This window comes from Paenibacillus sp. 1001270B_150601_E10 (assembly GCF_015558675.1).
GTDB lineage: Bacteria > Bacillota > Bacilli > Paenibacillales > Paenibacillaceae > Paenibacillus_B.
Genome location: NZ_JADMOL010000006.1, coordinates 174,440 through 188,582, shown reverse-complemented (window position 1 = coordinate 188,582; position 14,143 = coordinate 174,440). Strand labels below are relative to the sequence as shown.

Annotated in this window: 14 protein-coding genes and 1 pseudogene; 13 read left to right on the top strand and 2 right to left on the bottom strand. The window is 43.0% G+C overall.

Annotated elements, in window-relative coordinates; genetic code table 11:
• Positions 1 to 14: 14 nt before the first annotated feature.
• The 4 genes from I2H74_RS15515 (at position 15) to I2H74_RS15500 (ending at position 3,851) form a co-directional block, all read left to right on the top strand.
• Positions 15 to 551 (top strand): hypothetical protein, encoded by a 537-nt coding sequence (locus I2H74_RS15515; protein ID WP_195575132.1) that lies wholly within the window; start codon positions 15 to 17, stop codon positions 549 to 551.
• Between the two features lie 4 nt (positions 552 to 555).
• Positions 556 to 1,302: a type I methionyl aminopeptidase gene (gene map / locus I2H74_RS15510; RefSeq protein ID WP_195575131.1), complete on the top strand. Its 747-nt coding sequence runs from the start codon at positions 556 to 558 to the stop codon at positions 1,300 to 1,302.
• Between the two features lie 245 nt (positions 1,303 to 1,547).
• Positions 1,548 to 2,741 (top strand): Ger(x)C family spore germination protein, encoded by a 1,194-nt coding sequence (locus tag I2H74_RS15505; RefSeq protein WP_324254082.1) that lies wholly within the window; start codon positions 1,548 to 1,550, stop codon positions 2,739 to 2,741.
• 75 nt (positions 2,742 to 2,816) lie between these two features.
• Positions 2,817 to 3,851, top strand: a complete 1,035-nt coding sequence (locus I2H74_RS15500) for an ElyC/SanA/YdcF family protein (RefSeq protein WP_420707452.1) — start codon at positions 2,817 to 2,819, stop codon at positions 3,849 to 3,851.
• A 79-nt stretch (positions 3,852 to 3,930) separates the two neighbouring features.
• On the opposite strand, the gene I2H74_RS15495 is transcribed toward I2H74_RS15500, so the two are convergent.
• Positions 3,931 to 4,776: a lipase family protein gene (locus I2H74_RS15495; RefSeq protein WP_195575129.1), complete on the bottom strand. Its 846-nt coding sequence runs from the start codon at positions 4,774 to 4,776 to the stop codon at positions 3,931 to 3,933.
• Positions 4,777 to 4,813: 37 nt separating this feature from the next.
• Positions 4,814 to 5,644: a lipase family protein gene (locus I2H74_RS15490; RefSeq protein ID WP_195575267.1), complete on the bottom strand. Its 831-nt coding sequence runs from the start codon at positions 5,642 to 5,644 to the stop codon at positions 4,814 to 4,816.
• A gap of 384 nt (positions 5,645 to 6,028) precedes the next feature.
• Here I2H74_RS15490 and I2H74_RS15485 point away from each other — a divergent pair, with 384 nt between their 5' ends.
• The 9 genes and pseudogenes from I2H74_RS15485 (at position 6,029) to I2H74_RS15445 (ending at position 13,923) form a co-directional block, all read left to right on the top strand.
• On the top strand, positions 6,029 to 6,643 hold the full coding sequence (locus I2H74_RS15485) for an ABC transporter substrate-binding protein (protein ID WP_195575128.1): 615 nt from the start codon (positions 6,029 to 6,031) through the stop codon (positions 6,641 to 6,643).
• 25 nt (positions 6,644 to 6,668) lie between these two features.
• Positions 6,669 to 7,683: pseudogene (locus I2H74_RS15480) on the top strand (FecCD family ABC transporter permease).
• A 26-nt stretch (positions 7,684 to 7,709) separates the two neighbouring features.
• Positions 7,710 to 8,702 (top strand): FecCD family ABC transporter permease, encoded by a 993-nt coding sequence (locus I2H74_RS15475; RefSeq protein ID WP_195575266.1) that lies wholly within the window; start codon positions 7,710 to 7,712, stop codon positions 8,700 to 8,702.
• A gap of 167 nt (positions 8,703 to 8,869) precedes the next feature.
• Positions 8,870 to 9,205 (top strand): ion channel, encoded by a 336-nt coding sequence (locus I2H74_RS15470; protein ID WP_195575127.1) that lies wholly within the window; start codon positions 8,870 to 8,872, stop codon positions 9,203 to 9,205.
• Positions 9,206 to 9,494: 289 nt separating this feature from the next.
• A complete protein-coding gene (locus I2H74_RS15465; RefSeq protein ID WP_195575126.1) occupies positions 9,495 to 9,761 on the top strand; it encodes a hypothetical protein in 267 nt (88 codons plus the stop codon).
• A 99-nt stretch (positions 9,762 to 9,860) separates the two neighbouring features.
• Entirely contained in the window at positions 9,861 to 10,649 is a 789-nt protein-coding gene (locus tag I2H74_RS15460) for a GNAT family N-acetyltransferase (RefSeq protein ID WP_195575125.1), read from the top strand.
• A gap of 181 nt (positions 10,650 to 10,830) precedes the next feature.
• Positions 10,831 to 11,913 carry an FAD:protein FMN transferase gene (locus I2H74_RS15455; RefSeq protein WP_229106722.1) on the top strand — a complete coding sequence of 361 codons (1,083 nt, stop codon included), beginning with the start codon at positions 10,831 to 10,833 and terminating at the stop codon, positions 11,911 to 11,913.
• 410 nt (positions 11,914 to 12,323) lie between these two features.
• Positions 12,324 to 13,283 carry an AAA family ATPase gene (locus I2H74_RS15450; protein WP_195575124.1) on the top strand — a complete coding sequence of 320 codons (960 nt, stop codon included), beginning with the start codon at positions 12,324 to 12,326 and terminating at the stop codon, positions 13,281 to 13,283.
• Positions 13,284 to 13,293: 10 nt separating this feature from the next.
• Positions 13,294 to 13,923 (top strand): RNA ligase family protein, encoded by a 630-nt coding sequence (locus tag I2H74_RS15445; RefSeq protein WP_195575123.1) that lies wholly within the window; start codon positions 13,294 to 13,296, stop codon positions 13,921 to 13,923.
• The last annotated feature ends 220 nt before the right edge of the window (positions 13,924 to 14,143 follow it).

The window sequence follows — 14,143 nt, the reverse complement described above, 5'->3', positions numbered from 1 at the left end:
GGAGCGTCCCACCCATGAGTCCTTCATTATCTCGCGAAAATTTCTTTTTAACCATGATCAATCAGTTTGAACACCATGATGTGAAGTCTGGAAGTCTGGAGCAGAAGCTTCAACAACTGATTTTGGATATTGCTTATGCTGTTCAGCAGAAGCTCGGGCTAAGCACGGATATCATTCAACGAGTCAATCAAGTATTTCATGAGTACCAAGCCGTTCAATTAAGAATAGGAATTGCACACAAAGGGAGCTTAACACAGCCCGATGAGTTATTTGATGCCAGTACAAGAGAAGATCAGCAGCAAATTATGCTGTATACCGAATTTATCGATGAACCAGATCAGTTGAGACGTTTATATATGGAAGCATTAATCAGCTTGCTAGAAGCGATGGAGAAGAATCGACTGGAGTTGCAGCAGTGTATACAATGCAAGGATTGGTTTATTCCATATCAGCGTGCCCAGATCACAAGGTTCTGCAGCTCGAAATGCCGAAATCGCTATCATTACGTGCTCAGGAAAGAGAATGATGAACGAATAACTGCGAGGAGCTAAACCAATGGTCATATTAAAATCAGAATCAGAAATCGAAATAATGCGAGAAGCGGGACGAATTGTCGCTGAGTGCCATGCTATGCTAGGTGAACTCATCAAACCAGGTGTAACTACGATAGAACTTGACCGCCTAGTGGAAGAGAAAATACGCGCCCGAGGTGCTGTGCCCAGTTTCAAGGGGCATCATGGATTTACAGCCTCGATCTGTACCGCGAAGAATGATGTCATTTGCCATGGCTTTCCTGATTCTATTCCACTGCATGACGGCGATGTGATCACAATCGATATCGGCGCTAATTATAATGGGTTCCATGGAGACTCTGGTTGGACTTACGCTGTAGGCAACGTTTCTAGTGACATTAAAGACCTCATGACAGCCTGTCATCAAAGCCTGTTCCTGGGCATTGCACAAGCCATCGAAGGGAAACGCCTCGGAGATATTGGCTTTGCAATCGATAACTATGCAAAGCCCCTTGGTTACGGCAATGTTCGTGAATTTACGGGTCACGGCATCGGAAGAGAACTATGGGAAGAGCCTCCTGTTCCTCATTATGGTCATCAGGGTAAAGGATTGCGTCTAAAAAAAGGGATGGTGCTTGCTATTGAACCTATGCTAACATTAGGTGACTCTTATTCCTATATTGAAAGTGACGGATGGACGGCAAGAACCATTGATCATTCTATTTGTGTTCAGTTTGAGCACACTGTCGCAATTACAGAACATGGACCGCGTATTCTGACCGAATTGTAATGAGTGGAGATTTCATGTAAGCAGGATCCGCTCTAAATGACTTTTAACATAGGGCATCCCTCTGGGGGAGCTCTTTTTTGTGTTCAAAAGCGGATTCATGTATAGACGCTCATCGCAATTAGGCTTCTCATGTATAGGCGATGTCCCCAAATCGCATATTACATAAGAGATGAGCATGGGTGTATATGATCATTACACATGATCTCAGATCGATATATCATGCAGGATGATGAGGTGGGTGAAGCGTGAACAGGAAAAAGCGTAGAGCAAGCATCCCCTTGATCCTCGGAATGCTTGCCATGTTATTGCTGTTATCAGGGTGCTGGAGTCGGAAAGAGATTGAGGAACTAGGAATTACCATTGGCACTGGCGTAGATATCGTCGAGAAGTCAGAGGATGAACAGACGTTTGAACAAAAAGGCGGCAACTTCAGCAAGCAGGATATGTTAACCCTCACCTACCAAGTGATTAGACCTGGTCAGAGCAGCGGGGTATCTGGAGGAGCGGAAAGGAAGTACAGTAATCTCTCTGTGACAGGAGATTCTTTGTATGAGTTAACACGAGAATTGGCATTAATCAGTGGAAGAACCATTTATGGTCAGCACTACAAGGTTATCGTGATCAGTGACAAAGTTGCTCGACAGATCAGCATGCATCATCTTTTCAACTTTTTCATTCGTGAACAAGGGTTTCGTCCAAGCTGCCTCGTGTTAATTAGCAAAGGGGAAGCCCGCAAAACATTTGACAGTAAAGATAAAAGCGAATTTCCTTCCATGAAGCTGCTTTCTTTAACTGAAAACCGATATAGAAGCAGTAGAATATTGCCTCCCGTATCTTTAGCAACCATGCTTCCAGAGATTAATACAGCATCGAGCTTTCTACTGCAGAATGTCATTACGGTTGACAACGAAGTCAAATTAGCAGGGGCATCCGTCATCTATGGCAAAACTGGAAAGCTTATCGGCTTTATTAATGAAGAAGAGCTGGAGACTGTGAATTGGCTGACAGCACAGATTAAAGGCGGTATCGTAAAATCTTATGATCAAGAAACCGGCGAGCCTCTTGTCTATGAAATTACGAAGATAAAGAATAGAATTCGTCCTCATCTTGAAGGTAATCGAGTGTCCTTTGATATTGAGATCGAATCAGATGGACGTCTTGGGGAGTATTGGGGAAAAGGAAATGATTTTGACAACCCATTCATCCGTCACGTTGAAAAAGAAACCGTCAAAGAAGTAGAGAGACGCATTGAAAGGTTATTGCATAAAGCACAGAAGGAATATCGAGCAGATATCTTGGGATTGAATGAATATGTAAAAATTCACTATCCGCGCAAGTGGGAAAAAATGAAATTGGATTGGGATGACCGCTTCGCCGAAGCGGCAATCCGTTATTCCGTAAATGTAACGGTGAAAGAATTTGGAACAACAAGCATTTAAGTACACCGTTAATCCGATCGAGTACCTGTGAGGATCTTGAAATAATGGTATGGATGGAGTGTTTTGCATAATATGATGAATGCATTATGGATGATTCCAGCTGTTTTATTCGTTCTTTTTCTTGTGTTCTATCTTAGAGACCGCAGAAGAACGATTAATGGCTTCTTATTTAACATTTTTATCTGTTCTGCTGGTGTGATGCTCATTACAGCAGCTTTTTTGTCAGGTAATCCTATACTGATGATCCTTGCGATTATTCCGATTATTCTGTTTGTTCTATTATTGTCCTTTGGAGGTATCGCATTGGTCATCGCTTTATTGATCAACGCTAAGATCCTGATTCAGAAAGAAGGAAGAAAATTTTCAAATTATCTTACGCTGATCCTAGGGCTCTGCATACTAGGTTTCCTCATCCTGTCCTTAATACAGCCTGTTCAATTTTTGCCTCAGGAAGTCCAGCTTCTTTACTCCGGGTTGATGTTTATTTTATTGTATTTCTTCATCAATCTATTAAATTTCTTATCTGCTTACTTCTTGTATCAGTTCAATAGACCGAGATTAAATCAGGATTTCATTATTGTCCTCGGAAGCGGGTTAAAGGGTGACAAAGTTCCTCCCCTGCTTGCAAACCGAATTGATAAAGCGATCGCGTTCTACCGTAAGCAGGAAGCGGTAACAACACCTCCAACCCTTATTCTGTCTGGCGGAAAAGGATCAGATGAGCAGGTGTCAGAGGCTCATGCCATGCAAGCATATGCTGTTGAAAAAGGGGTCCCCATGGAGCATACAATTCAAGAAAATCGTTCAACGAATACCTATGAGAACATGCTGTTCTCCAAGCAGATAATGGACAAGTTAAGGGGAAGTAAGTATAACAGCATTTTCTCAACCAATAGCTTTCATCTGTTTCGAGCCGGGCTATTTGCACGTATGGCTGGACTCTCCAGTCAAGGCATCGGCGCGAAGACCGCATTCTACTATTGGCCAAATGCGATGATAAGAGAATATATCGCCGTCGTAGTCATGAATAAGAAGCGTCATGCGATCGTGGTCGGCATCGTACTGGGATTATCCCTATTGGGGATGTCAATCTTGTACATCGCTAAATAGAAAAAGTTCTTATATCCAAAACACATCAAACGCATGGTTATGCAAGGACCTCGGATCTCTCTTAGAGCTGAGGTCCTTTTTATTCTCCTTCTACTGGGCTGCATATGCCTATAAACGGAACACACATGTCGGTGGAGGGACAAAATCCTGGATTTTGGGCACATAGCTCATGGGTATATCGAGGCTGTTTCAGACTGAGATATTTGAAATAACATACTATCTCATGATTGCGAACAGGGAGGCTATTGAGCTGGAAAGAAAGAGGAAACTTCGCCTTAACATGTTGATAAACAATGCCATTCTTTGTAAACGGGGGAGGATATGCTCTGTCCGGCAATGTCGGGATAATATCATGGATATTTACAATCCTAACGCTATTCTTCACGATCTGGTTGAAGTGGGAAGCAAACACCGGATCAGCGACTCGAGGACTGCCATACGTATACACGAATGGCTTTTTGAATGACGTGTTCACAGCAATATCGAAGGCTGCCAATACAGCAAGTGCTCCTCCTAAGCTATGACCAGCGATAAATAGTTTTTTTAACGGAGACAGCATGCTTATTTCCCGAATCATTTCATATCTAGCAGATTGATAGATGCAAGTAAAGCCGCGATGCGTCTTGCCAGTGTTTTTCACAAAAGGATAGGGGATTTGAACCAAATCTTGATCCGATTCATTGTCCTTGAATGTACGAGTACCTCTAAACGCGACAACAATTTGATCCTGTGATTCCGCAATAAAGCCAAACACCTCAGCTTCTGGCTCCTCAACACCAGCAGAGGCACGGATGATCAATCGAAGCCTAAAACCTTCTGGCAGGACAAACCTGCGTTGTTCAAAAAGCTCATACGATTGATGAATCATTGCAGCTAGCAGTATCGACTCTTCTATGTTTATCTTCCCTGCATTTGAATGTCTCATCTTGTCAGTTCCCTTCACAATGTTAATGCAATGCTTCCTAACAGGTTCCGCTGAATGGAACACATGCTGCTTCTGGAGGGCAAAAACCTGGATTATCAGCACACAACTCAAGCGCATATGCAGAATTCTGTATGCTTAAGCTTTTAAAGTAGCAGGCAATATCGTCATTTCGAGGAGTATTGTTCAATTGAAACGAAAGGGGATACTTCGCCCGTACGTGCTGATACGTTATTCCTTTCTTCGTAAAGGGAGGCAGATACTTTCGAGCGGGGAAAGTTGGGAAAGAATCGTGGATATTAACAACTCGGACACTATTTGCTACGACTTTATTGTAGCGAGAGGCAAACGCTGGGTCTCCAATACGTGGACTGCCGTAAGTATATACAATTGGTTTCTTATATTTCGTATTTGCTGCGATATCTAAAGCGGCTAAAGTAGCTAAAGCTCCGCCATAATTGTGCCCGGTGATATATAGTTTTTTATTGGAGGACAGCTTATTTAATTCGCGGATTATAGCGTCTCTAGCTGATCGGTAGATGCATGTAAATCCTCTGGACGTCCTTCCCCCATGAGAAACAAAAGGGTACCGTATTTGAAAGATATCATAAGCGGCTAAAAGGTCTGCGGGGTAGGCAGCATAGCCTCGAAATGCAAGGATAATCTGATCTTGGGATTCCGCAACAAAACCATAGACAAGCTCCTCAGGATTCTCCACGTTTGCGAAAGCACGAATCGTAAAGGAAAGGTTGAATCCCCTTGGCAATATCAAATTGCCTTCAAAGTAAAAGGGGTAGGTCTGATAACAAATAGCAGCAAGGAAGATTGCCGTTTTGCTGTTAAATGCAAGCCTTTTGTGATTGTTTGCCATGTTAACAATTCCTTTCTGTGCAAATGATCCTTTTACTTTCAAAATGAGAACCGAAAAGAATAGTTCTACATATGTAATCTTCAAATAGGGAGTGACATCCCAATAAGAGTATATGCCTAGACGAAAGCATTGGTGTTCCGCTCAAATGATGATCTGCAGATGCTTGCCAATCCAACAAATTAAAATAATAGATTGACAAAGGATAGGGATGTTGATAATCTGATTTCATTGATAATGATAATTATTATCAATTGATGACTATGTGCAATTCTCTTATTTAGCAAATGTCATTTGATAGGTCATTGCATAATAGCCTATTAATCTATATGGAGAAGGGGTAGGAAAGATGGTTCAAAGATTGAATAAACAGTTGGGAATGATGGCATGTATTCTTGTTGTCGTCATGTTGGTAATCGCAGGCTGTGGGAATGCAAGTACATCTTCAAAGGCGGAATCCACCGAATAAGTTCAACCGAACGCTTATCCTTCCTTGGCGAAGCCACAGGTCATGAGGCAGAAGCGCAAGAGGCGATCGCTGCATTTGAGAAGAAGCTTGAACAAGCGAAAGAGAAATTGAACAGCGGCATCTTCAAAGAGAAAACGTTCAGTATTCTTCAGGATTGGGGTCGTGAATCGTATGGTGTGATGTACGAAACAGGCTCGCGCGGAGGCACACTGCTCTATGAATACATTGGATTGAACATGCCTGATAAACTGAAGCAGTTGGTCCAGCAATCGAATAAAGGTCGAGATTCTTTATCATACGAAGTCGCTTCTGAATATTTCGGCGATTATGTACTCTGGTTCCTAAAGGATGACTACCAGTCTGAATATGCTAAAACCGTAATCTGGAACACCATCCCGGCTGTGAAAAATGGCCATATTATTGAAATCCCCGGTGAATACGTAGGCCTATTCTTCTATTCCGATGTCGCAAGCATGACTGCACAATTAGACTACATTGTGGACCAATTGATAGCTTTAGAACAGAAGAAGTAGGTCAGCCTGAATGAAGGGTACGATGATGTTAACGCAGACGAAGAAAACCTATAAAGGAAGTTTGAAGTTCACACTGTTCATGTTGGCTGGCGTTCTCTTATTGATACTGGCTACAGCTGCATCCATTTCGTTCGGCGCAGCAGACATGAGTCTGTCTTTAGCGTGGGGGGCCGTGTTTCACTTCGACCCTGATGTGACAGAACATCATATTATTCAGACGTTCCGTCTTCCTCGAACCATTGCAGATATATTGGTTGGCTGCAGCTTGGCGGATTATGCAGGGGACTACGCGCAATCCGCTAGCTGACTCTGGACTGCTTGGTATAACTTCAGGGTCCACCTTTGCCATCGCAATATGCATGGCTTTCCTTCCTGGACGATCTTATCTAGAGACCATGGTCTATTCCTGCATCGGTGCAGCGATGGCAACAGCCATCACTTACTACATGGCTTCGATTGGGAAGCGTGGAATGACACCTCAGCGTCTCGTGCTCGCAGGTATGTCGATCTCCATGCTATTTGGTTCATTTAGCACCTATTTGGCCATTAAGTATGAGATTGGACAGGATCTGGCTTTTTGGACTGCAGGGGGGACTGCTAATATTGAATGGAAGCAGTTAGTCTATGTTTCGCCGCTGTTCTTGATTGCTATGATATGGGCAATTGCGCTTTCTCCTTCCATCACCATGCTTAATTTTGGAGAAGAGCTCGCAGCAGGGCTTGGCGTACATGTCAATAGAATCAAAGGAGCATCTACCGTAATCGTGTTAATCCTTACTGGCTTATCTGTCATCATTGTTGGGCCGATTGGGTTTGTTGGACTCATTATTCCACACATGGTACGATTCATGATTGGAGTAGACTATCGATTCATTATCCCGGCTTCTGCCGTGTATGGCGCCGTGTTCATGGTCAGCGCGGATCTGCTCGGAAGATTAATCGCTCGTCCACATGAAATGCCGCTCGGTATCATCTTTTCATTAATCGGAGTCCCGTACTTCCTTTATCTTGTACGCAAGCAAAGGAGGGAGTTTAATTGAGTCAGCCGGTTATCAATCGAAGGGATATGGTAAAGCCTGTTGGCATGATCGTGTTGCTGTGCGCATTGTTATTCCTAGTTGCCATCATCAGCATGAATGTAGGGAAGATGAATCTATCTGCCTTCGAGGTCCTTCAAGTACTGACTGGTAAAGGAACCGATCAGCAGCGCCTGATTGTATACGAGCTCCGCCTGCCGCGCATCGTTCTCTCCATTTTGGTTGGAGTAGGCATGTCCATCTCCGGCTGTGTCATGCAAAGCTTGCTCAAAAATGATCTTGCCAGCCCCGGCACATTAGGCATCAGTTCGGGATCAGGGCTCTTCGTGCTCTTGTACATTACGATATTTGCTGCAAATGGACTTATATCGCCCGTTTTGCTGCCTCTATTGGCTTTTGTAGGCGGCATAACAGCAGCATTACTCATCTTCATGTTTGCCTATCGAAAGGGAAGAGAGCTTTCACCTTCGGGATTGATCCTTACAGGCGTTGCAATGGGCAGTGGATACGGCGCACTATCATTAATGATTACGCTTGGCCTCGACAAAAAACAGTATGATTTTGCCCTTCGCTGGCAAATCGGAAATTTGTGGGGAGACGATTGGAAGTATATTGTGATCTTGATTCCATGGATCATCATTCTTGGCGCTTATGTTCTCTATAAATCAAATACGCTGAATGCTCTGAATCTCGGCAATCAAACGGCAACGGGTCTTGGGGTTGCAATCAAGCGGGAGTTTATCGAACTTACGCTTGCAGCAGTAGCCCTTTCCTCTGGAAGTGTTGCCCTAGGCGGCAATTTCTTCTTCGTGGGGCTGATCGCTCCTCATATGGCACGCAGAATGGTTGGGAATAATCATAAGCTCGTCATTCCTGCTTCTGCTGTGGTCGGTGCATTAATCATTCTGATTGCAGATACCTTTACTCGAACAGTTAGCATGGGGGCCGATATTCCTACGGGAATTATCATTACGATTTTTGTAACGCCGTATTTTCTTTATTTACTGTCAAAAGCAAATTAAAACCAATACTAGCAGGGATTACTGGCATTCTGAAAATGCCATGTAATCCCTTTTATGTCATCGACATAAATATTGGACTGTTTCTAGGACTAGTGGATGAAATATAATAGAATGACTTAGGCATCATAATATGATGACATTTGCATGGAATGGATATGGGGGTTATCATGGTATCATTTATAATGACATTGAAGCGATTGCTAACCGGAATCTGGCGAAATATTAAGGAACCGATCTTTCTATCACTCTTAACGACATTAATTTTGATTGTATTCTCGGGTACAATGTTCTACACAAAGGTGGAGAATTGGACAGTCATTAATGCCATTTATTTTTCAATTGTCTCATTGATTCCGACATCATTAGACACAGGGCTTTCTCCGCAGACGAACTTTGGAAAAATATTTACGATCATCTATCTCATTGTGGGAGTAGGGGTTATGATGATGCTCCTTGTGATGATCGGCAAAGCAATTATCAAGGTAACGACCGACAGAAGATAATTGAAGCAGGGTTTTACTAAAATGACGGGGACCCTAACTGTAAAATGATGAAGCCGGTGTCCATCGGACAATCCGGCTTTTTGTGCTGCTTTTGATTATGAAGTCGCGGACGTCGACTCAATCAGCATATCCATTAACTGTTGACCGAGCGCCGCTGTATTTGGTGTGACTCTGTTGCTTCATGCAATAATCGTCAAATCATGCTCTAAATGACGAACAAATGTTGACATAAAACCATTTATTCCTCCATGATGAAACACAGTAGGAGCATTGATGATAAACCATCCATATGGAATGGTGCAGGGATGATACATATTTTGGGTTAAAGTCTGGTCGAACCGTTGATGGTTCCGCAACGCCCGGTCCATTCGATAAAGATCGTCAATCGTCGATAGGAATCTCCCTGCCGCATGAGCGTTGGACATATCCATATCGGAAGCTCGTCTCAAACGAGGATGGAGCTGCTTTAGTTCACGAGTATAAAGAGGCTATTGGTCTATTGCTGCTCGACAAGATTGAGTTGTTCAATGATGAACAACTCATCCGTTTTCATTGAGCATTGATCGATTTACATGAAGTGTTGAAGAGTTGGACTTGAACTTTACACGACGAACGATTTTTCTCATCTTTTATTACACAGAATGGAGCAAAGCATATGTTTCGAGAATTAGCATCAAGTGAATTGAAGACCATCCTGCATAACATAGATAGGGAACAACACTTTCTTTACTATTCTTATCTTACATTTCGGAAGCAGCATACGGTGCATTATGGACAGTTTTCAGAAGAAGGAGAGCTGATCGGTGTACTGGCTTATTTGAGGGGACTGCCTTTTTATGCGTTCTCTGTATATCCTATTCAGCCATCATTTGATCTTAAGTCATTGTTGGCTTACGCGAAGGAACAGCTGCAGCTTCCAGACGATGCCATTGGGAGCTTTATTGTTAACGAAGCAGAAATGAAGAGCCTTGCTTCTCAGCTTGCTTTTGTACAAACACCGAAACAACTGCTGCTTATGAAGCATGTTGATGCTGACGCATTACCTTCCATGGATAAGCAGGTCTTAGACTTAGGACCTCCTTATTATAAGAAGATTGAGTCGAAAATGGTTGAGCTTAACACGATGGCATTTACGAGGGAAGAGTTACATTACCCGTTCTATGGTGTAGTCGAGCAATCCGACCTAATCGCAGTTGGAGGATATCACGTCTATAGCCAAGATTACGTAGAGCTCGGTAATATTGGTACGGATGCTGCATGGAGAAGAAGAGGATTGGGCAAGAAGATTAGTGTTGAGCTTACTCGTCGCGGCAGATCACGTGCAGCTGATGTATATCTGAATGTCCTTGAAGAGAATGAAGGAGCCATTAGGCTGTATCAATCCATTGGATATGAAGTCATTTGCAGGCAGTATATCGCAGAATTTTTGATTCAAAAAGTATAAATCAATAATAAGCAAGCCTTTCTTCCTTGAATAGGATGAAGGGCTTTTTTATGTCTCTACGTCATGCGCGAGGCAGCTTTAACTTTTTAATAACATTTAATCATGCATATCGAGATATAATTCCTGATGAAGAATGCGTTCGTTAATAGAAAGCTAATAGAAGGAAAGCGAGAGTAATAAGATGAAAAACCGAAGAAAAATCGTTAGATTAGCGGGACTCCTTGTTATTTTTATGATTGGCTCAGCAGCAATATTTAATTATCAAGCTGGAAATCAAGGGAAGCACCAACCTAGCAGCGGTCCCGTGTCAAAAACGTTCTTGAAATTCAATACGGTCATCAACATTAAATTATATGGCGATAAAGAAGCGGATAAGCATATTCTAGCAATTGATCAACTATTGGATCGAATTGATACTCAGATTAATATGTACAATCTAATAAGCGAAATAAATCAAATCAATGCGTTGGCTGGAAAGCAGACAGTTCAAGTTTCAAGCGAAACCTTTCATCTAGTTGCACAATCGCTTGCATACGCGCATGATACGAATGGTGCTTTTAATCCCAATGTAGGAGCTTTAGTCAAGTTGTGGAGGATTGGGGATGGCGGGGAACATCCTCCAGCAGAGCATCTTATTGAACAAGCCAAGACCCTTGTCCGTTATTCCGATATTGAATTAGATGAAAATGAGATGACGATTAAATTAGAAAAGGAAGGAATGTCGATGGATCTAGGCGCAATTGGCAAAGGATATGCGGCAGATCAGATCGCGGATTATCTGCGAAGTGAGAAGGTAGAAAGTGCACTAATTGATCTTGGTGGCAGTTCAATCCTTACGATTGGGAGCAAACCTGACGGTACAGCTTGGCAGGTTGGCTTACAAGAGCCTGATAAAGGTCCGGGTGAGCATATAGCCATTATTCCGCTTCAAAATAATACGATCGGTACATCAGGCGTCTATGAACGTTACTTTGTCGATAATGGAATCCGCTATCACCATATTCTCGATTCCAATACGGGAGCCCCGACAACCAATGGAATACTAAGCGTAACAATCATCGGAGGTACGGCTACAGCAGGTGACGCTTTATCTACAGCTGCAATTGTCAAAGGACTAGAAGAAGGTATGTCCTACATCGAAAATACTCCCGACATGGAAGCCATATTCATCATGGAAGATAACAAGGTGCATGTGACTTCTGGCTTGCTTGGAAAAATAAAATTAACCAATCCAAACTATACGCTTGCAAGCATGAATAGCTAAGAGAGCCGTCACATTGACGGCTCTTCATTGTTTCTACAGTAGGAGTGAACCAACTCCACCTACGTAATATTGCTCTTTAGATCATTCATTTATAAGAAATTCGTACCTGTCGCTTTCTGGGTTTTCAAGTGTATCATGGAAAGTGAGGTAGTAATCATGCTCCACTTGCTGAAGCTCGACAGCGGAGAAAAGAGCGAGTACAGCATTGGTATAGCTGACATTCAGGAAGTAGAACGGTGGATGCTGTGGAAGGAACAAGAACCGCTTCGGTGGTAAACGTCGCACCGGACTTCGGAATAAACACACGTTAAAGAAGCCAATAACCAGCTTCATATTCATGTTGAATCGGTGATGACATGTGTTTCTCCCATTGTTCGCCGATTCTTTTTTATTGAAAGGAGGTGATATAGATGAGTACCATTCACATGCTGGTTGGTATTCCAGGCAGTGGCAAAAGCCACTATGCCAAAGTACTCTGTAAACAAGAAAGGGCGGTTCTAGTCGCTACGGATGCCATAAGAGAAAGGCTGTTCGGAAACGAGAGCAAACAGAAAAATACCTATCGGGTATTTGAGGCAGCCTTTACTGACATTGAACGAGCGTTGTCCTTCGGCAGAAACGTCGTATTCGATGCTACGAATATCTCACGAGACCGACGAATTCAATTTACGAAGCGATTTAAGGATGTTCCAATACAATGCCATGTCTGTGTTGCACCCTATGAGATTACCAAATCACGGGTTATGGCGAGAAAACGGATAATTGAAGAACAGGTGCTTAAAAAGTATGCAAAAAACTTTGAGTTCCCCGTGCAAGCCGAAGGCTTTGACCAGTTGCATATCGTTCATACGCCAGCAGACGTCAAGCTCGATCGAGTAGTGCTTGAGCGGCTTCTTTCGATGAAATCAGGTCATGATGAGCTATTTGCCTATTTGCGTGAATCTCCTTTCTTTAATGTGATGCTGGGCTATGATCAAGAGAACCCGTTCCACTCCAGAACCTTATCCGAGCACACCTACGCAGTTCTGGAATATGTTCATACGTTTTACGAAGGAGAACATCTGCTGGAGGTGCAGCTCGCAGCACTGTTTCACGATGCTGGCAAGCCATTCTGCAAGGTTTGGAAGCCGCACCGAGGGTATTACTCCTATTTCGGACATGAGCATGTTTCCGCCGGAATTGCCTGCCACGTGCTGAAGGAAATGGGATATGCTGATGATTTTATTATATATGTGGTGAACATGGTAAGCTTCCATATGGAAATCTTGCATGGCGGAGACGCAGGAGCCTCAAAGATCTATCATTTGCTTGGTGAGCAGATGCTGGCAGATATGTATTTCTTTGCAGAAGCTGACACGTTTGCCAAATAGAGGTGATGTAATGAAAGTTAAATATCCAAAAACGATGCACCTTCCTTGGTCCAGAAGCTACACCGATGATGATCGAATCTTGCGCAATACTGATCATTTTATTGGACAGGAGGTCGTCATTACAGAGAAGATGGATGGGGAAAACACAACGATGTATACAGACTTCATTCATGCGAGGTCGCTTGATAGCAAGGATCATTCTTCTCGACATTATGTGAAGACCCTGCATGGGGGAATCAAATATCGAATTCCTGAAGGATACCGACTATGCGGTGAAAATGTATATGCAAGGCACTCGATATCCTATTTATCTTTGCCTGGCTACTTCATGCTGTTCTCAGTATGGAACGAGCACAATCTCTGCTTGTCCTGGGATGATACTGCTGCATGGGCAAAACAATTAAGCATTCCTCTTGTTCCAGTCCTGTATCGTGGGATGTGGAGCGAGCAAGCCGCTAAGCTATGCTACACGAAGCTGTCTAGATGCGGCGGAGAGCAAGAAGGCTATGTGGTTCGGCTTGCCTCTGCGTTTCCTTATTCGGAATTTAAGAATGCTGTCGCCAAGTTTGTGCGAAAGAATCACGTGCAAACAGACGAACATTGGTTAAATAAGCCTGTCGAATCCAACCGTTTAGCCTAGAAGGTCGTGTGAACGAACACGTGTAACTTTAAAAGCAATCCAATCTATAGGTGAGGAGGGTTTATCATGTAATTATCTCTTGCTTTACACATCGTACATACGTGACATTTGATCTAATTGAATCACATACATTCATAGGGAATATTAACTATTTACTGTAGGCCTAAAGTGTCTTTTTCCAGTCACTAGGAGGTTGAAAGGTTGATTGTTGGCTTCTTTT